The following is a 20,020-nucleotide window of genomic DNA, read 5'->3' on the forward strand; positions in this document are numbered from 1 at the left end:
ATTAACAAGTGGCTTGATCCCTGTCATCAACTCATTATGGCTAATTTTTATTGGTTGGCGGCTCGGAATGACGAGGTACAAAAAGTACATTATTGCTATTCGATATTGCGTCATCGCGAGGCACGCGGCGATCTTAAGGCAAGTAGTAAAGCCATTTTATCATTTATACTTATAATAAAACGCTTAATAATGTGCTTTGCATGGCGCCTTGCGATTCCTTCGTTCGGAATGACGTGTTGTAAAAAGTACATTATTGCTATTCGATATTGCGTCATCGCGAGGCACGCGGCGATCTCAAGACAAATAGTAAACCAAGAGTATACAACCATTTATAGTCATTGTATTTGTTGTCTTCTGCCTTCAGTCTTTTGCCTTCAAACTAACCTTGATATAGTTTACTTGTTCTTTGGTTTCTTTCTAAACTGTGCACCTCTTGCAACATCTTTACGCAGCTCCGCATCGGTTTTAAAGCCTATTGTAGTATTTTTAAAATCTCTAAACGAAACTTCTTTTTCGGTGTTCTTACCCTCTGATTGTGTGCGTAAAAAGAAAGTTCCTAAACCATCTATCTTCACGCTTTCTCCATCTAGTAAAGCCTGTTTTATATAATCTACTAGTGAAATTACCACACCTCTGGTTTCGGCCTTGGTAAGTGAGCTGGCTTTTGTGATGTGTTGCTCTGCATCATTTAAAGTACGAGTGGCTTTATATGCAGGGCGCGCATAGTATTTCTTGTTCGGTCTGTTTCGTGGGTCTTCAAGAGCTGTTATAATATATTCTATCATGGCTTTGGGTGATATTTTTATAAGTATATGTTAGTACTAATATACGTATAAAATAATATTTATCCACTGCCTAATAGTAAGTTATCCACTGGCTAAATACAAATACCCACTGGCTAATTTAAAATGCCCACTGGGTAAATATTGATTAGCCAGTGGCTATTTGATATTTTGTGCTTATGAAAATATTAGTCTGTCCTTACTAAAAAGGTAACTTCTCTAAATCGAGGTTTCCGCCGGTAAGTATTATCCCAACATTTTTATCCTTAAAAGCGTCTTTGTTTTCGAGGATAATGGCGAGAGTTATGGCGGCAGAAGGTTCTACTATTATTTTCATGCGTTCCCAAATCATGCGCATGGCTTCAACAATGGCCTTATCGGGAGCGGTGATTACTGCATCAACGTTGTTTTTTATGATTTCGTAGTTGAGCTCGCCTAGTGATGTTAATAGGCCGTCGGCAATACTTTGCGGATTAACGGCAGGTACAAGTTTTTCTTGTAAAAACGACTGGTAAGCATCGTCGGCACCTTCGGGCTCGGCGGCAATGAGTTCGATATCCGGATTCAGATATTTGGCACTAAGGGCCGTTCCGGCTAGCAAGCCTCCTCCGCCAACTGGGGTAAGGATGGCATCTAAACCTTCTACCTGTCCCATTAACTCAAGGGCGCAGGTGCCTTGTCCGGCAATTACTTCGGCCTGATTGTAGGGGTGTACCAATGTAGCACCCGTTTGGGCTACAATTTTAACCAAGGTTTCTTCACGATCTTTTAGTGTTGGCTCGCATAGGGTAATTTTACCTCCGTAGCCCGCCACTGCTTTCTGTTTAATTTCGGGTGCATTATTGGGCATTACTATATGTGCCTCAATACCTCTAAGCTTTGCTGCTAGTGCCAATGCTGCTGCATGATTGCCCGATGAATGGGTGGCTACGCCTTTTGCGGCTTCTTCATCGCTCAGCGAGAAAACGGCATTAATGGCGCCGCGTATTTTAAAGGCCCCTACTTTTTGCAGGTTCTCGCACTTAAAAAATAAGTTGGCACCTGTAATTTCGTTAATCGACTGACTGGTTAAAACGGGGGTAATGTGTATGTATTGTTCTATGCGGGCAAAGGCCTCTTCAATATCTGAGAAATTTGGAATAATCATGCGTGTATCCTTATAAATATGAAAGGGGAAATTTATTGGATTCCCCACGGGCAAAGTTAGTATAAAAAAGCGTGAAGGCTGAAGATAGAAGACAGAAGAACAAATTTAATAAGCGTCGTCATGGCAAGGAGCGCGGCTATTTCAAGGCGCCTAATAAAGCATTTAAAAAGTGTGAAGGCTGAAGATAGAAGAAAGAAGGATAAATTTAATAAGCGCCTTGTCATGATGAGGAACGCGGCCATCTCAAGGCGCCTAATAAAGCATTTAAAAAGTGTGAAGGCTGAAGATTGAAGGCAGAAGAACAAATTTAATAAGCGCCTCGTCATGGCAAGGAGCGCGGGCATTTCAAGGCGCCTATTAAAGCATCTAAAAAGTGTGAAGGCTGAAGATAGAAGACAGAAGAACAAATTTAATAAGCGGCTCGTCATGGCGAGGAACGGCTTCTGAAACACCAAAGAATACTATATTCTTTTGCGTTACGATGTTTATTAACATCGCAAAAAAAAGCCAGTACCAAAATAAATTCGATACTGGCCATAACAAATATAAACCAACAAATGAGTTCAAAAGATCAGTAGCCTTTTGGGCTTCGGGGTTATTATCTTAAAACAAAGCAAAAGCTACGGTTAGTCCGCTCATCACAACGCTAACCATCGTCATCAGTTTAATTAAAATGTTTAACGAAGGACCCGCAGTATCTTTAAACGGATCGCCAACTGTGTCGCCAACCACACCCGCCTTATGGGCATCAGAACCTTTGCCACCAAAGTTTCCTTTTTCAATATATTTTTTGGCGTTATCCCAAGCACCACCTGCGTTGTTTAAGAAAATAGCCAAAGTAAACCCAGTGGTTAAACCACCCATTAAAAGACCAATTACACCGGCTACACCAAATATTAAACCCACTGCAATGGGCACAATAATGGCTAATAAAGAAGGCAGTAGCATTTCGCGCTGCGCCCCTTTTGTTGATATCTCAACGCACTTGGCATACTCAGGTGTAGCTGTGCCCTCTAATATTCCGGGTATTTCTCTAAACTGGCGACGTACCTCATCCACCATGGCGCCGGCAGCTCTTCCTACCGCCTTCATGGTCATGGCACAAAATACAAAGGCCATCATGGCGCCAATAAACAAACCAGCTAGTAATAGCGGGTTAAATAACGATAAGTCGTAGAAAGTGGAGAAATCCTTTAGACTAGCCTCTGAAATTACAACGGCTTTAACACCTTCAGCCACAGCCGTTGATTTATCAAGCACAAACTGAATAGAGTTTTGTACAATGGTTTCGCCGCCTTTTAAATCGCGTTGCAGCCATATTTTAATTTCTTCCATGTAGGCAGCCATTAAAGCCATTGCCGTTAAAGCAGCCGATCCAATGGCAAAGCCCTTACCCGTTGCAGCTGTGGTATTCCCTAGCATATCCAAGGCATCTGTTCTTTCGCGCACCTCGTGGGGTAGTTCTGCCATCTCAGCATTTCCGCCTGCATTATCAGCAATTGGTCCAAAGGCATCGGTAGCTAAAGTAATGCCCAGTGTAGATAACATACCCACGGCAGCAAAACCAATACCGTATACACCTTCGGCAAAGTTGGTAAAGCCTCCGGCAAAACCGAAGGAAGCAATAATGCCAATTACAATGGTAACTACCGGAATCCATGTGGAATACATACCAATGGCAATGCCATCAATAATAGTGGTGGCCGGACCTTGTTGTGCTTGCGCCGCAATTCCTTGGGTAGGTTTATAACCATCAGAAGTATAATATTCAGTACCCTGACCAATAATTACACCGGCAACTAATCCGGCAACTACTGAGCCAAATATGCCCCACTCGAGCCAGCCCATTGCTGCCATTGCCGCTATAGCCGCTAAAATCAATACCGAACTTCCTCCTGTACCAATTAATAAGGAATTTAATAAGCTTTTAGGCGTTGCATCCTCTTTGGTTTGCACCATAAACACACCCACAATAGAAAGTATAATACCAATGGCTGCCACCAACATTGGAGCAATTACCTTGGCCGCCATATCGCCACCGCTATTCACGCTCAGGGCAGCCCCTAAGGCAGCAGTAGCTAGTATTGAACCGCAATACGATTCGTATAAATCGGCACCCATACCTGCCACATCGCCCACGTTATCGCCCACATTATCGGCAATGGTTGCCGGGTTGCGCGGATCATCCTCAGGGATACCGGCCTCAACCTTACCCACTAAATCGGCACCCACATCAGCAGCCTTGGTATAAATGCCACCACCCACACGCGCAAATAAAGCTTGCGTAGAGGCTCCCATACCAAAGGTTAACATGGTGGCTGTTATTTCTAAAAGTTTCTGCGATTCATCCATGCCCGCGTGTACAAAGTCTAAACCCAAAAAGCTTAAGCCATGCGCCATATGTTCAGTGGTATAAACCACTTTAGTAAGCAATAAGTACCATAACGAAATGTCAAGCAAGCCAAATCCAACCACTACCATGCCCATTACAGCACCGCTTCGGAAAGCCACTTTCAGTCCTTTGTTTAACGATTCCGACGCCCCTTGCGCAGTACGTGCCGAGGCATAAGTGGCTGTTTTCATTCCTAAATATCCGCAGAGGCCCGAGAAGAAGCCCCCCGTTAAAAAAGCAATTGGCACAAACGGATTTTGAACACCCATGTATGCCAATACGGTTAAAATTACCAAAAGAACTGCAAACACAATACCCACCACTTTATATTGTCGCTTCAGGTATGCCATTGCGCCATCTCGCACATGCTGTGCAATTTCTTTCATTCTGTCTGTTCCCTCCGAGCTCTTCATCATATCTTTAAAAAAGAGCCACGCAAATACCAATGCAATTACCGATGCCACTGGTATTATCCAAAATAATTGTGTAATCATAAAATAAGATTTAGTACTGTTATTTTTAAGGTATTGTAGAAATTCGTCTCTGTAAGATACTCAATTTATTATGCTTAACATATTAGTTGTGACAGTCTTAATGTAGATTGAATAAAAATAAGAATAGCTGTTGGGGCAGCTGATCTCGCTATTCGTTTTAGCTTTTATTAATGGGTAAAATTCAACTAAGTTGTGCGTGGGCTTCTTGGGTCGCCTCCGCCAACTAAGTATCATTGTTTACCCATTAACAAAAGGCTATCACTTCTATCAAGGCTGCGTAAGCTAAAGTGGTAATTAATATTTGCTCTAATAAGTTGAATCAAGTCCAATAAAAAAGGTCCTCCTAATGTTGTTTATCAACACTAAAAGAACCTGTCCTAACTTAACCCTAAAGCTATATTATCTACTATGGATTATAAAACCCACTTGTCTTCTAAATTTAACACCCACTTGTTCATAATCTTTTTGCTTTAATGAGTTTATCGTAATATACGGCATTATATACTTCAAATCAAAGTTCTTCGATTAGTAGTTTAAATTCTTCGATGAATATGCAATACTTTTCTTTTACCGGATATTCTGTTTGAATCCTAGTATTCGTGAGCTTATGTAATACTGTTTTCAGTTAATAGAATAAAAGGTTCTTCTAGTGTTGATGAGCAACACCAAAAGAACCTAACTTAACCAAACCTAACCCTAACCCTATATTATTGACACTGGATTATAAAACCCACTTACCTTCTATATTTAATACCCATTCGTTCATGACCTTTTGTTTTAATGATTATACATCAAATTTAAAGGTTTAATTGCATCAAATCGGAGATCTTCGTTTAATGGTTTATTACTGTCGACGAACATACTTTAGCTGTCTTTTATCGGAATGGCTAGTTATAATCATAGTGTTTGTAGGTATATGTGATGCTGATTGTCATCTATATAAATGAAAAAGGTTCTTCTGGTGTTGATGAGCAACACCAAAAGAACCTAACCAAACCTAACCCTAACCCTAAATCTATATTATTAACACTGGATTATAAAACCCATTTGCCTTCTATATTTAATACCCATTCGTTCATGACCCTTTGTTTTAATGATTATACTTCAAATTTACAGCTTTAATTGCATCAAATTGGAGATCTTCGTTTAATGGTTTATTACTGTCGACGAACATGCGCTACCTGTCTTTTATCGGAATGGTAGTTGTAATCATAGTAATTGTAGGTATATGTGATGCTGATTGTCATCTATATAAATGAAAAAGGTTCTTCCAGTGTTGATGAGCAACACCAAAAGAACCAAACCAAACCTAACCTAACCCTAACCCTAAATCTATATTATTAACACTGGATTATAAAACCCACTTACCTTCTATATTTAATACCCACTCGTTCATGACCTTTTGTTTTAATGATTATACATCAAATTTACGGGTTTAAATGATTCAAATCTGAAATCTTCGTTTAATGGTTTATTACTGTCGACGAACATGCGCTACCTGTCTTTTATCGGAATGGCTAGTTATAATCATAGTGTTTGTAGGTATATGTGATGCTGATTGTCATCTATATAAATGAAAAAGGTTCTTCCAGTGTTGATGAGCAACATTGAAAGAACCTAAATAAACACTAACCTTAACCCTAAATCTATATTATTAACACTGGATTATAAAACCCACTTGCCTTCTATTTTTAATACCCACTCATTCATGACCTTTTGTTTTAATGATTATACTTCAAATTTACGGGTTAAAATGATTCAAATCTGAGATCTTCGTTTAATGGTTTATTACTGTCGACGAATATGTTTTACCTGTCTTTAATCGGATTGAAGACTAATTAAATATAGCTTACTAATTGAGCCATATTAGATCATCTACCTTTTGGGGTTTGAAATTATCATGTTGTTTCATGTTGGTTTATCATTATATATAAAAACAATATGATTTAAAGTGTTTAATTGCCATTGCTTAGTTATCGCATTAAACTTAAATACGTATTTTTACCGCAAATTAAATCCTCATGCTTAAAATAATAGCCGATAATAAAATCCCTTTTCTCGAGGGAGTTTTAGAATCCAAAGCCGATATCGTTTATAAGGCCGGTGCAGAAACAACGCCTGAATTAGTAAAAAATGCGGATGCATTAATTACGCGTACACGCACCAAATGTAATGCCCACCTACTTAAAGGGAGTAATGTAAAAACCATTGCTACAGCTACCATTGGTTACGACCATATTGATACGGAATTTTGTGCAAATCATAATATTAGTTGGAACAATTCCCCAGGTTGCAATGCTGGATCAGTAAAGCAATATATTGCTGCTGCTCTTGCTACCTTAAGTTTGGCAACAGGTCAATCGCTCAAGGGAAAAACCATAGGTATAGTTGGGGTGGGTAACGTAGGCTCTAAAGTAAGAGATTTAGCCAAGGGCATCGGCATGAAAGTTTTATTGAACGATCCACCAAGAGCTGAGAAGGAAGGTGCTGATGCTTTTGTATCCTTAAAAGAGATTCAAGAAAAGGCGGATGTCATTACCTTTCATGTTCCCTTACAGCGTGAGGGACTTTACAAAACGCATCACCTGGCCGATAATGTTTTTTTAGCTGCTTGTAAGAAAGATGTAGTTATTATGAACTCCTCAAGAGGTGAGGTGATTAACAATGCTGATTTATTGAATCAGATTAATACAGGTCATATTTCCAATGCCGTAATTGATGTTTGGGAAGAGGAACCAGCTATCAATCTTAATTTATTAAGCAAAGTTTTAATTGGTACTTCGCATATTGCAGGTTACTCCGTAGATGGTAAAGCAAACGGAACAGCCCAATCTGTTAATAACATCAGTAAGTATTTTAATTTGGGTCTCGATAATTGGTATCCTGAAGCTTTGCCACAACCCAAGCAACCAATAATCGAATTAGATGCAGCAGGCCATAGCTTTGATGCTTTATGGATAAAGGCAGTGTTGCATACCTATCCAATCAACATTGATGATGAGCTCTTGAAAACTAAACCCGAAGATTTTGAACAGCACCGTGGTAATTATATGATGCGACGTGAGTTTCAGGCTTATACAATTCGCCTGAAAAATGGTAATGCAGATATCATTGATTGCCTTAAGAGTATTGGGTTTATAAATGTAATTGAAGAATAGAGGCGATTCTGCTTTCTGTTTTAACATTATATAACGCAATCAATTAATTTAGAGAAAAACAATATTCAATGATATTTGTCTTTATATCTGAATACTTACATTTACAAAGAATAAAATAAACATATTACATATGATATCGGGAAGTAATCTACCCAGTATCTCTTTCAAAATATCTAATTATGAGTAAAAAAGCCGATATAGGATTAATAGGTTTAGCTGTAATGGGCGAGAACCTTGTATTAAACATGGAAAGTAAAGGTTATACTGTAGCCGTTTTTAATAGAACTACTGAAAAGGTTGATAAGTTTGTGAACGGACGAGGAGCAAACAAAAACTTTATTGGTGCCCATTCTATAAAGGAGTTGGTTGACTCATTAGAGAAGCCTAGAAAGGTAATGATGCTTGTAAAAGCAGGTGCTGCTGTTGATGCCCTAATTGATCAGGTGATACCGCATTTAGAAGAAGGAGATATTATTATCGACGGGGGTAATTCACATTATCCGGATAGTATTAGAAGAACAGAATATGTAGAGAGTAAAGGTTTACTTTTTGTGGGTAGTGGAGTATCAGGAGGTGAAGAAGGTGCATTAACAGGTCCTTCATTAATGCCTGGTGGATCTCCTGCTGCATGGCCTCATATCAAAGATATTTTCCAAAATATTTCTGCTAAAGTTGAGAACGGAGTACCTTGTTGCGATTGGGTTGGAGAAGGTGGTGCTGGTCATTTTGTGAAGATGGTGCACAATGGTATTGAGTACGGCGATATGCAAATTATTAGCGAAGCCTATCATATTATGAAGGAATACCTTGGTATGACGCATAAAGAAATGCACGATGTATTTGACGAGTGGAACAAAGGTGATTTAGATAGTTATCTTACTGAAATTACTCGCGATATTATGGCTTACGAAGAAGATGGCGAGCCATTGGTTGAAAATATATTAGATGCTGCCGGACAAAAGGGAACGGGTAAGTGGACAGGAATTACAGCTCTTGATTTGGGAGTGCCTTTAACTTTAATTGGTGAGTCGGTGTTTGCACGTTGCTTATCATCACAAAAAGCCGAAAGAGTTGAAGCAGCCAAAGTATTGGGTAGCCCAATAAAGAAATTCGAAGGCGATAAACAAGCCTTTATCAATAATATTAAGGATGCTCTTTTTGCTTCAAAAATTGTATCGTATGCGCAAGGTTACGTTCTAATGAACGAAGCTGCAAAGGAGTTTGGTTGGGATTTAAACTACGGCGGTATTGCATTAATGTGGCGCGGTGGTTGTATCATCCGTTCTGTTTTCTTAAACAAAATTAAAGATGCATTTGATAAGAATCCGGCACTTCCTAACTTATTGTTAGACTCTTACTTTACAGATAAAGTGAAAGATGCAGAGCAAGGATGGAGAAATGTGGTTGGACAAGCTGTTATTGCAGGTATACCTGTTCCTACATTCTCAAGTGCATTAAGTTATTACGATGGTTACAGAACTGAGAAGTTACCAGCTAACTTGCTGCAGGCACAACGTGATTATTTTGGAGCGCATACCTACGAAAGAGTAGATAAGCCACGTGGTGAGTTTTTCCACACAAACTGGACGGGTAGAGGAGGAGACACTGCTTCAACTACCTACGATGTATAAATAATAGGCAACTTATATAATTGTTGAAAGCCGGCTTTAATAAGTCGGCTTTTTTGTTGGTTACACCTTTAAAAGAATATCTTTAATGATGTAATGTATTTATTTACAGTATCGAACAAAGTTGTTAACAACTTGGCGAATAGTTGAAAACTTGTTATTTAAGTGTTGATATCCTATTAATAGCTATTTATCATCCTCTTCTTTAGCAGGAGCCTCGAAGTTGAATATTCGTTGCGTATTATAGGCAAAGTATCCTCCAAATAGAGATACAAATAAGGATAGCGAATAGAATATGATACTTAATGCAACTGCATGATCTTGATTTAGGCCAAGGTACTTAGAGCCTATCATGAAGGTAACTTCTCGTAAACCTAGCCCACCTAGTGATATTGGAATAGCCGACATGATGCTAGATAATAAAAATAGGAATAAGTAATCTTCAGCGTGCCCTGCTATTTCGGTTCCCATTGACATGAGTATAATAAGTGCCGAAAGCATCTGTAGTCCTTGTATGATAATGGATAGAACAAGTACTTGAATTGTACCTCCTTTTAAATGGCTACTAACTACTCTTAGGTATAGGTAGTATCCGATTGCTAAAAAGGGGATGAATATAATGAACCACTTGAAGAATGGTGATATAAGCACCAAGAACTCATTAAACCAATTGGCTCCTTCAAAGTCTCCAGCCACAGCTGTAAAATCATATTCTATGAAAAACACCAGAGCGCATAAGTACATCAATATAACCACAAGGCCACTTAGTCTATCAGCGAATATGGTTCCGATTAACCGTTTTACCGGCGTTCGATAATATTTATTGATGAGGTAAACCTTATAGCCATCACCACCTACACCACCTGGCAGGAATAGGTTATAGAACATCCCTAGCCAAAATAAACGAATGTTAGTTATTTGGGGGATACTTACCGGAATGTATTTGTAAAAAACATTTAAGCGAAATGCGGAGCAAACCTGAGAAGCTGCAAATACTATTATCGCAATTACTAGATAAAAAGGATTTATACCTGAGATGGCGCCTAAAGTTTGAGCTAAATCTACTTTTGAAAATACGTAATATAGAGCTCCAACAGAGAGCGTAATTTTTGCAATTAATTTAATTGCTTTGGCATACTTCTTAAAAAACGACAATGCTTATGATATTAAGATTAATAGAATCCTATTTGTTGATCGTAAACAAATTAATTTAAATATAATGATTCGTTTACTATAGGATCAGCCACAAATTTAATTATTATGTGCAATCAATCACTTTTATAAACAAAAAAAGAGTGACTTAATTGTTAAGTCACTCTTCCTCCAAGGTAATTAGTTTTTATTTAAGAAGTACCTCAGCAAGTTCTTCCTCGAAAAAGAAATTCTCCATTCCAAAGGCTGGACTAAGCTCATCTATCCATTGTGCTTTTTCATCGTATTTAGCAAAAAATGGTCGTGCTGCCCAATCACTATTTCTTCCTTGAATAAACTCAAGGGCTATAACTTTTTCTCCTTTTATTTCAGTAACTCCTGAAACCCTTACTTTACCAGGGGTGCACGACATACTTGGTCCACGTACCGTACGCGCCACACCACTCACTTGCGTGTATGCTTTTTGAAAGATCTGCCACGCTTTTACTACTGGTATTCCAAAGTATTCTTGAGCTCCAGTATCACGAGCCATAAACATGTAATAAGGTATTAAACCAAGCTTAACTTGTTTCTTCCACATATCTGCCCAAACATCAGCATCGGCATTAATGTGATTTAATACAGGAGACTGAGTTCTAATTGTTGCTCCAGTTGCTCGTATCTTTTTAATGGCACTTTGTACCGCGTCTGTACTTAATTCTGTTGGGTGATTGAAGTGTGCCATAAATGAAAGTGATTTACCTGCTTTGGTAACTTTTTCAAAAATAGCTAACATATCATCCGCATCAGTATCTGTCAAATATCTATAAGGCCAGAAACCTAAGGTTTTTGATCCGATTCGGATAGTTTGTAGGTGCTCAATATTTGCATCTAAAATCTTTGTGATATAAACATCTAATGCAGATGCTTTCATAATCATCGGGTCGCCACCAGTGATTAATAGGTCAGTAATTTCAGTATGTTCTTTTAGGTAACCAACAATCAAATCAGCCTCTTTCATTGAGAACTTAATGTCGTTCATGTTGGTGAACTGTGGCCAACGGAAACAAAAAGTACAATAAGCATGGCATGTTTGACCTTGTGTAGGGAAAAACAACATGGTTTCCCTGTATTTATGCTGTACGCCTTGTAGTTTAACTCCGTTAAGTTCGGGTACGTTATACTCCAACTGGCCCGCAGGATGTGGGTTTAATTTTTCTCTAATCTTATTTGCTTCCTCTTTAATTACTTTTTTATCCGCATTTTGCTTCAATAGATGAGCCATTGAATTAAAATCATCGGAAGGGAGCATTTCCTTTTGAGGAAAATTAAGAATAAAGATTGGATCAGTTTTATAATTACTCCAATCGATTAACTCATCCACTACATAATTATTTGTTTTAAATGGTAAAACATTTCCAACTACTTCAATAGCAAAAAGATCTTCTTCAGACAATTGATTGATTTGGGGAATGTTTTTAAAATTATGTAACGTATAAGTCTGATACTTCATAAATAATTATTTTAAATATTACTGTACTTCAATTCAACACTAACACTCATTGCCTTTTAATCATGATATATGGATGATTTTAGATGGCAAATTTGCAGTGATGCTGATTATTATTTTAGTAATTAATTCAACTTAGCGCCAAATTCCTTACTAATTGTCAATTTTATAGGGGAGTTAGTTATAAATCGTAAATCCCATAAGTGCCTAAAAAAAAGGATATTATGCGATTTGAGATTAAATCGGGCACAAAAGTATGAAAAATTAAAACAAATTACCTAATAAGTTCGGTTCTATTTGTGTCAAGCTTTAAAAATATAAATAAAAGTGTAGTAAATCCCCATAAGGAGGATCCTCCGTAACTAAAGAATGGCAAGGGAATACCGATAACAGGAGCGAGGCCGATCGTCATTCCAATATTTATTGCAAAATGAAAGAAAAAGATGGACGCGACGCAATATCCGTATACCCTACTAAATGTAGAGTGTTGTTTTTCAGCCAGAATAATAAGCCGTAGCATTAATACAAGAAATAGCGCAATTACTGCTGTAGTGCCCGCAAATCCCCATTCTTCACCAACTGTACAATAAATAAAGTCTGTGCTTTGCTCTGGTACAAAGTTAAATTTTGTTTGTGTTCCCTGTAAATATCCTTTACCGGTTAAACCACCAGAACCAATGGCAATTTTCGATTGATTTACATTGTATCCTGCCCCCAAAGGATCATCTTTAAACCCTAGAAGAACGTTAATACGAGTACGCTGGTATTCTGATAAAATCTCTTCAATAAAGTAATCGGTTGATAGCGTAAAAATTATGGCACCCCATAAAAACATTAGGATCGGGTAAACTACTTTTTGTCGTTTTTTTATCCCAACAACTAATATATAGGTGCTTGATGCTAAAGTTGCAACAACAATTAATAACTCCCAGAAATATTCCTTTTCAATGGCTGCATAAATGGCCAATCCAAGCAATAGTGTTGTAATACCTATTGCTAAACTTATTGCAACAAGCTTTAGGTTGGTTTTGTACATCAATATTAGCGCAATTACAACTATGATTGATGATAATATTAAATAGTTAGGATAAATTATGGTAAACACTGAAACCACAGCACCAATAACAGCTAATATTAATACATTGCCTGAAAATCCTTCACGATAGAAGGGGAGGGCCAATACAAAAAATACTAAAGCTGAGCCCGTGTCATTCTGCAATAAGATGCATACAACAGGAGCCATCCATACGGCTATTATTTTTAATAAGTCTTTCCGCTTTTTAAAGGAGAAGCCGTAATTACTGATTATCCTTGAAACAGTTAAGGCAGTAGCAACCTTGGCTAACTCAACGGGTTGGAACCTCACAGGACCTAGCTCAAACCACGATTTTGCTCCATTAATTTCCTTACCTAAAAAGATAACACTGAACAGTAAGAATACTGATAGACCGTACAAAAAGTAAGAGAATGCCACATAAAACTTGCTATCGGTTATGAATAGAATCCATATGATAAATAACGATAAGCCAAACCATATTAACTGTTTTGCATATTCTTTATTTGGATCAAAGAAAACAGGATTCTCTGGGTTGTAGTTGGCCGCATAAATATTAATCCATCCAAAAGCTACGAGGATAAGATAAAGGATAACGGTTATCCAATCGATGTTTTTTATAGTACTATTTTTTACCATGAATCAAATCTCCTTCCAACATCCTTTTTTCAATCCACTCGCGCGATGGCTGAATTTCTTTATTTAAGTATTTTTCTACCATTAAACCTGCAATTGGCGCAGCCCAAGTAGAACCATATCCACCATTTTCAACATATACGGCAATGGCTATTTTAGGGTCATCTTTAGGTGCAAAAGCAATAAATACCGAATGGTCTTTTCCATGAGGGTTTTGAGCAGTTCCTGTTTTACCACAAATACTTATCCCCGGAATACGTGCCATTCTAGCAGTTCCTAACTCATCGTTCCATACTGCCATTTCCATCCCATCTATAACAGGAGCAAAATGGGTTGTATCAATTCCTGTTTCATGCTTTTCTAAAAAGCGAGAAGGAACAGTATCATTTTCAATTGATTTAATAATATGTGGTGTGTAGTAATGTCCTCTATTCGCAATTGTGGCAGACATATTTGCCATTTGAATAGGAGTAATCAATAACTCTCCCTGTCCAATAGCCATAGAAACAACAGTTAATGACGACCAGCTTTTATTATATATTTTATCGAAGGTTTTACTGTTCGGAACAAAGCCTCTGTTCTCATTTGCAAAATCAACTCCAAGTTTGTATCCAAATCCAAATCTCACTAAATAATCTTTCCAAAGTTCAAAGCCATTTTGCACTGTCCCATTTTTGGGTTGATCGATAACATATCGGAAGACATTACAATAATATGCATTACATGAGTTGGCGATAGATTGGCGTAAATTAAGCGGACTATAATGGTGGTGACAGCCCAAGTGAAAACGGCCTACATTATAGCCGCTATAGCACTCAAATTTTGAATTTGGAGTAATTACACCTTCCTGCAGTCCAATTAATGCTTGTACGGTTTTAAATGTTGACCCTGGCGGATACCATGCCATAATAGGTCTATTATACAGTGGTTTTAAAGAATCGGTACTTAATTTTGAGAAATTACCAGCTCGTTGTTTACCAACCAATAAATTAGGATTATAGTTTGGACTAGATACCATTGATAATAGCTCGCCCGTCGAAGGCTCAATTGCAACAATGGCACCAATCTTATTTTGCATCAATTCTTCACCATAGGCTTGCAAATCAATATCAAGCGTTAAATTGATGTCTTTTCCTGCTACAGCAGGAATATCAAATTTCCCATCTCTAAACGCCCCTTTTTCACGACCATGAACATCCACTAATACATATTTATAACCTTTCTCTCCTCTAAGGTTATTTTCGTAAGTAGATTCTATTCCATTAATCCCGTGGTAGTCACCTTTTGTATAATACTTATCTCTCTTTAAATCTTTTGACCCAACCTCGCCGATGTAACCAAGAATGTGCGCTGCATATGGATATTCATAGTTTCTGAGCGTTCTTCTTTGAACGAAGAATCCATCATACTTATATAGTTTTTCTTGCAAATAACCATATTGCTTTGCCGATAGCTGTTTGTAAAATATGGATGGTTTAATGGCTGAAATTTTACGGTATTTTAGCTTTGTCCGCATTTTATCAAAAAGCTCAACTAATTCTTCTTTGGTTATTTCAAGGGCATTGCAAAAAGAAGTAGTATCAAGGCTTTTTAATTCACGAGGAACCACCATCAAATCATAATCTGCCTGATTGGAAACTATGAGGTTATTATTTCTATCATATACCAAACCCCTTGCCGGGAAGGTGACGATCTCTCTTCGAGTATTGTTTTCTGCATATGATTTATAAGATGGATCGTAAACTTGCAGATTGAAAAGTTTAAGCACAAATGTTAATGCCAATGAAACAAATATCAAGGCAATAACAATCGATCTTTTATTTATATTTCCCACAGCCTTACAATTTAAATTCTTCGTTTTCTTGAATAGGTAAACAGCAGGGCAATAAGCATTATCAATAAAGTAAATATTGAGCTAAATGCTGTTTTAACTATCGTAGAGACAAATGTTTCTACTCCGAATGATTCAATGAAAAAGTAAAAGAAGTGGTGTATAATAATTAATGTGATGGCATATTTTGCAAACCATGCAAAACCATAATAGTTAGGGAGTGGGAGTGTTCCTACTTCATAGCTATCGCGTGGAGCAAAGCTTCTAAGTATAAACGGTCGTAGGTATGCAATTAATACACAAGCAGCCATATGCATACCTGCTGAATTTGAGAACAAGTCAACCGACAGGCCTAGTATTGCCCCTAAAACTAATAGCAACCATTTGGGCGTTTCAAAAGGCAAAGTTACGATGAATAGAATATATAGGAATGGATTTAAGTATCCTGATAATTCTATTTTATTTAAAATAAATACTTGAAAAAGTACAAAAAAGAAAAAGCTTAGTATGTACCTTGGAATTCGTGTTATCATCTTCTCGACTCCTCCTCTAATTTAATTTTCTCCTCTTGAAACACATTCTCAATAACTTCTACAAAACTGAGTTTTGAGAAATCAACACTTAGTTTAACACTAATTTTGTAAAAACTTTCTCCTATTGGGTGTTCTACACCATCTACGGTACCAATTAAAATGCCCTCAGGAAATATCGATGAATATCCACTTGTAATTACCTTGTCTCCTAAACTAACTGAGGCATGCTCTGGTATTTCTTCAAGAATTACTGTGTTGGCTGTTTTGTTATCCCAACTAATAGATCCAAAGAAGTCAGATTCTTGCAGTTTGGCAGATATTTTTAAGCGCGGATTCAATAATGAAAGTCCGGTGCTATAGTTTTTAGAGCATTTAATAATGATACCAACAATACCTCTTGGTGAAATAATGCCCATATCAGGCTTTATACCATCATCTGTCCCTTTATTGATTGTGATATAGTTAAATGTATGTTTTGTTGAATTATTAACAACGCTTGCTGCTCTATATTTATATTGGGTTGTGGTTGATGAATCTCCGAGTAATGTAAAATAATCCTTCGACTGCTTAAACGATTTTATCATTTGGCTGCGCAGGTAGGCATTCTCGTTGGCTAATTCTTCATTAATGGTTTTTAATGCCAAGTATTGCTCAATGTTACTTGTGGTTTCAAAAAGATCGCCTGAAATTTTTGAAGAAGAACTTAAGAATAAAGCACGTTGATTTTGGTTGAATGTTACAATTAAGGAGAAGGCTATTATTTCGAGAAAAATAAATAAAAAGCCCAAGTGGTATTTGATAATAAAGTGTAAAATACTTCTCATTTACTTGTACTAATTTTAATGTGCTTTATCTACTATATTAAAGTACTTTATGTTGGTGTAAAAAGTTACAATTATCGGAATTATAATCTTTTAAAATAAAAACCCGGTACAAAATTTATACCGGGTTTTAATATTTTGATTGCTTATTATCTTTTTAAGAAAGAGAACTTATGTCTGTTCTTAAGAGCAATGCCTGTTCCTCTTGCCACCGCATGTAATGGGTTCTCGGCAATATGGAATGGGATATTAATCTTATCCGTTAATCTCTTATCTAAACCTCGTAATAAGGCCCCACCACCAGCTAAATAAATACCATTATTTACAATGTCAGAATATAATTCTGGAGGTGTTTGCTCAAGTGCACTTAATACGGCTGTTTCAATTTTAGAAATTGATTTTTCTAAACAGTGTGAAACTTCCTGATAAGAAACTGGTACCTCAATTGGTAATGCAGTCATCTGATTAGGACCTTGAACAATATAATCAACCGGAGGCTCTTCCAATTCAGGTAAAGCTGATCCAACATGAATTTTAATTTCTTCGGCAGTACGCTCCCCAACTTTAATGTTGTGTTGACGGCGCATGTACTCCATAATATCTGCAGTTAAATCGTCACCCGCAATACGTATTGATTTGTTGGTTACAATTCCTCCTAAAGAAATTACAGCAATTTCAGTGGTACCACCACCTATATCTACCACCATATTCCCTTGCGGTGCTTCAACATCAAGACCTATACCTAAAGCAGCTGCCATAGGTTCGTAAATCATATACACTTCACGACCACCTGCATGTTCTGCAGAGTCACGTACCGCACGAATTTCAACCTCGGTACTACCCGATGGGATACAAATTACCATTGTTAACGAAGGTGTGAATAAACGAGAGTTGGTATTGATCATCTTAATCATACCTCTAATCATTTGCTCAGCAGCATTAAAATCTGCAATCACACCATCACGTAATGGACGAATTGTATAGATATTGTCGTGAGTCTTACCATGCATTTGGCGAGCCTTTTCACCAATAGCCATTAGCTTATCGGTTCTTCTGTCTAAAGCCACAATAGATGGTTCGTCAACTACAATTTTATCGTTGTGGATAATAATTGTATTCGCCGTACCCAAGTCAATGGCAATATCTTGTGATAAAAAAGAAAAAAATCCCATGAATTAGGTTTTTAGTGTTTAAAATGACGTTTCCCTGTGAATAACATAGCTATTCCAAACTCGTTGCAAGCCTCAATCACTTCCTCATCTCTGATACTTCCACCTGGCTCAACAATATATTTTACGTTGTACTCATTTGCAGCTTCAATACTATCGCGGAATGGGAAGAATGCATCAGAAATAACTACTGAATTTTCAATCTTAACTCCTTCTTTTAGATCGAAACGTGGCATTGTTAAATGACGTAAACTATCTAAACGGTTTGGTTGTCCCATACCTGCTCCTGTTAACCAAAAAGAACCATCTTCATTTTCAGTTACAATTGCAATTGCATTACTTTTAAGATGCTTACATGCTGTAATACCGAATTTAGCCAATTCCATTTTAGTGGCTTCAAACTCAAGTTTAGTAACGTTTTTAAATTCGTTATCTACACCTTCGTCTTCATCCTGAACTAAAATACCACCACTAACTGAGCGAATCAACTTTTCACCTGTGATTTCGTTTTTAATTGGCGTTTCTAACAAGCGTAAGTTTTTCTTTTTAGCGAAAACTTCTAATGCCTCAGGCGTAAACTCAGGGGCAATAATAATTTCAACAAAACGTTTTGAGAACCACTCAGCAATAGCACCAGTTACCGTTCCTGTGAAACAAATAATTCCACCGAAAGCACTAATTGGATCTCCTGCCCAAGCCAACTCTAAAGATTTTGTAATGTCATTAGTTACAGCTAAACCACATGGATTTAGATGTTTTACTACTGCTACAGCTTGTTTGCCCTCAATATGGTTTACTGAATGATATGCATCACTAGCAGCTTTCCAAGCAGCATCAGCATCAAGCATATTGTTGTAAGATAATGCTTTCCCTTGTAATACATTTGCATTAGCTAAAGAAGCACCTTCTTTAATGTTGTTGTACTTATAAACAGTTGCTTTTTGATGTGGGTTCTCTCCGTAACGAAGTACTTCGCCATCGTTTAAGCTGATACGTTCCATATCATCTTTATCTTTATTAAAGAAGTTTGAGATGGCAGAATCGTAATGTGAAGATACACCAAAAGCAGCAGCAGCAAATTTAAATCTATCTTCTAAAGTAGACTCACCGTTTTGCTCTTTTAGTACATTTAATAAATCAGCATATTGATCTTTAGAAGGAACAATAATAACGTCTTTATAATTTTTAGCAGCACCTCTTATTAAGGAAATACCACCTATATCAATTTTCTCGATAATATCTTGTAAAGGAGCTCCTGAAGCAACAGTTGCTTCAAAAGGATAAAGATCAACAATAATCAAATCAATCTCTGGAATATTATATTCTGCTAATTGTTGTAAGTCACCCTCGTTATCTCTGCGAGCTAAAATACCACCAAATACTTTTGGATGAAGTGTTTTTACTCTTCCTCCTAAAATAGAAGGGTAACTGGTTAAATCTTCAACACGCTCACATGGCACATCTAATCCTTCGATAAAAGCTTGAGTTCCACCTGTTGAATATATAGTTACACCTTGTTGGTGTAAGGTTTTTATAATTTCATCTAATCCATCTTTATGGAACACAGAAATAAGCGCTGATTTAATTTTTCTTGAGCTACTCATATTGCAGTTTTATTCTATTTATTTTAGCAGAAATACAATCAATTTTGATAAAAATAATACCTCAAATAAAGCAAATGCATGTTTTATTGAGACACTATTTTTTCGAATTGACTTTGATTAGCGCAAAATT

The 20,020-nt window shown here is 37.2% G+C and carries 13 protein-coding genes; 2 read left to right on the plus strand and 11 right to left on the minus strand.

Going from position 1 to position 20,020, the window contains the following annotated elements; genetic code table 11:
- Positions 1-395 precede the first annotated feature (395 nt).
- The 3 genes from QMO11_RS08450 to QMO11_RS08460 all read right to left on the minus strand — a co-directional run bounded on the left by QMO11_RS08450 (position 396) and on the right by QMO11_RS08460 (position 4,815).
- Complete coding sequence (locus QMO11_RS08450) at positions 396-785, minus strand: HU family DNA-binding protein (RefSeq protein WP_282036885.1); 390 nt, start codon at positions 783-785, stop codon at positions 396-398.
- A gap of 199 nt (positions 786-984) precedes the next feature.
- Positions 985-1,929: a pyridoxal-phosphate dependent enzyme gene (locus QMO11_RS08455; RefSeq protein ID WP_282036886.1), complete on the minus strand. Its 945-nt coding sequence runs from the start codon at positions 1,927-1,929 to the stop codon at positions 985-987.
- Positions 1,930-2,532: 603 nt separating this feature from the next.
- Positions 2,533-4,815 carry a sodium-translocating pyrophosphatase gene (locus QMO11_RS08460; RefSeq protein WP_282036887.1) on the minus strand — a complete coding sequence of 761 codons (2,283 nt, stop codon included), beginning with the start codon at positions 4,813-4,815 and terminating at the stop codon, positions 2,533-2,535.
- Between the two features lie 2,021 nt (positions 4,816-6,836).
- On the opposite strand from QMO11_RS08460, the gene pdxB reads away from it, so the two are divergent.
- Together pdxB and gnd are read left to right on the plus strand one after the other, a co-directional pair.
- The gene (gene pdxB, locus QMO11_RS08465) at positions 6,837-7,973 is read left to right on the plus strand and encodes a 4-phosphoerythronate dehydrogenase PdxB (RefSeq protein ID WP_282036888.1); all 1,137 of its coding nucleotides are present in this window, start codon (positions 6,837-6,839) and stop codon (positions 7,971-7,973) included.
- Between the two features lie 179 nt (positions 7,974-8,152).
- Positions 8,153-9,604: a decarboxylating NADP(+)-dependent phosphogluconate dehydrogenase gene (gnd, locus tag QMO11_RS08470; RefSeq protein WP_068474851.1), complete on the plus strand. Its 1,452-nt coding sequence runs from the start codon at positions 8,153-8,155 to the stop codon at positions 9,602-9,604.
- Positions 9,605-9,787: 183 nt separating this feature from the next.
- Here the strand turns inward: gnd and QMO11_RS08475 are convergent, their stop codons facing one another.
- From QMO11_RS08475 to purH, 8 genes are all read right to left on the minus strand, one after another.
- Complete coding sequence (locus QMO11_RS08475) at positions 9,788-10,756, minus strand: lysylphosphatidylglycerol synthase transmembrane domain-containing protein (protein WP_282036889.1); 969 nt, start codon at positions 10,754-10,756, stop codon at positions 9,788-9,790.
- A gap of 184 nt (positions 10,757-10,940) precedes the next feature.
- Positions 10,941-12,245, minus strand: coding sequence for a KamA family radical SAM protein (locus QMO11_RS08480; RefSeq protein ID WP_068474846.1), 1,305 nt, complete (start codon positions 12,243-12,245; stop codon positions 10,941-10,943).
- 271 nt (positions 12,246-12,516) lie between these two features.
- The gene (rodA, locus tag QMO11_RS08485; RefSeq protein WP_282036890.1) at positions 12,517-13,935 is read right to left on the minus strand and encodes a rod shape-determining protein RodA; all 1,419 of its coding nucleotides are present in this window, start codon (positions 13,933-13,935) and stop codon (positions 12,517-12,519) included.
- Entirely contained in the window at positions 13,922-15,766 is a 1,845-nt protein-coding gene (gene mrdA / locus QMO11_RS08490; RefSeq protein ID WP_282036891.1) for a penicillin-binding protein 2, read from the minus strand. The genes rodA and mrdA overlap by 14 nt, the downstream gene beginning before the upstream one ends.
- A gap of 11 nt (positions 15,767-15,777) precedes the next feature.
- Positions 15,778-16,296 carry a rod shape-determining protein MreD gene (gene mreD, locus QMO11_RS08495; RefSeq protein ID WP_282036892.1) on the minus strand — a complete coding sequence of 173 codons (519 nt, stop codon included), beginning with the start codon at positions 16,294-16,296 and terminating at the stop codon, positions 15,778-15,780.
- Positions 16,293-17,120: a rod shape-determining protein MreC gene (gene mreC / locus QMO11_RS08500; protein WP_068474834.1), complete on the minus strand. Its 828-nt coding sequence runs from the start codon at positions 17,118-17,120 to the stop codon at positions 16,293-16,295. The genes mreD and mreC overlap by 4 nt, the downstream gene beginning before the upstream one ends.
- Before the next feature lie 146 nt (positions 17,121-17,266).
- Positions 17,267-18,289 carry a rod shape-determining protein gene (locus QMO11_RS08505; RefSeq protein WP_068474831.1) on the minus strand — a complete coding sequence of 341 codons (1,023 nt, stop codon included), beginning with the start codon at positions 18,287-18,289 and terminating at the stop codon, positions 17,267-17,269.
- A gap of 11 nt (positions 18,290-18,300) precedes the next feature.
- Positions 18,301-19,890 (minus strand): bifunctional phosphoribosylaminoimidazolecarboxamide formyltransferase/IMP cyclohydrolase, encoded by a 1,590-nt coding sequence (gene purH / locus QMO11_RS08510; protein WP_282036893.1) that lies wholly within the window; start codon positions 19,888-19,890, stop codon positions 18,301-18,303.
- Positions 19,891-20,020 lie beyond the last annotated feature (130 nt).

The sequence above is a fragment of the Saccharicrinis aurantiacus genome (assembly GCF_947489045.1).
GTDB lineage: Bacteria > Bacteroidota > Bacteroidia > Bacteroidales > Marinilabiliaceae > Saccharicrinis > Saccharicrinis aurantiacus.

What these genes read in the sequence shown, in the direction of transcription:
- rodA (WP_282036890.1), bottom strand. Translation starts at nt 13,935, where the DNA reads ATGGTAAAAAATAGTACTATAAAAAACATCGATTGGATAACCGTTATC.
- QMO11_RS08505 (WP_068474831.1), bottom strand. Translation starts at nt 18,289, where the DNA reads ATGGGATTTTTTTCTTTTTTATCACAAGATATTGCCATTGACTTGGGT.
- purH (WP_282036893.1), bottom strand. Translation starts at nt 19,890, where the DNA reads ATGAGTAGCTCAAGAAAAATTAAATCAGCGCTTATTTCTGTGTTCCAT.
- QMO11_RS08460 (WP_282036887.1), bottom strand. Translation starts at nt 4,815, where the DNA reads ATGATTACACAATTATTTTGGATAATACCAGTGGCATCGGTAATTGCA.
- pdxB (WP_282036888.1), top strand. Translation starts at nt 6,837, where the DNA reads ATGCTTAAAATAATAGCCGATAATAAAATCCCTTTTCTCGAGGGAGTT.
- gnd (WP_068474851.1), top strand. Translation starts at nt 8,153, where the DNA reads ATGAGTAAAAAAGCCGATATAGGATTAATAGGTTTAGCTGTAATGGGC.
- mreD (WP_282036892.1), bottom strand. Translation starts at nt 16,296, where the DNA reads ATGATAACACGAATTCCAAGGTACATACTAAGCTTTTTCTTTTTTGTA.
- QMO11_RS08455 (WP_282036886.1), bottom strand. Translation starts at nt 1,929, where the DNA reads ATGATTATTCCAAATTTCTCAGATATTGAAGAGGCCTTTGCCCGCATA.
- QMO11_RS08480 (WP_068474846.1), bottom strand. Translation starts at nt 12,245, where the DNA reads ATGAAGTATCAGACTTATACGTTACATAATTTTAAAAACATTCCCCAA.
- mreC (WP_068474834.1), bottom strand. Translation starts at nt 17,120, where the DNA reads ATGAGAAGTATTTTACACTTTATTATCAAATACCACTTGGGCTTTTTA.
- QMO11_RS08450 (WP_282036885.1), bottom strand. Translation starts at nt 785, where the DNA reads ATGATAGAATATATTATAACAGCTCTTGAAGACCCACGAAACAGACCG.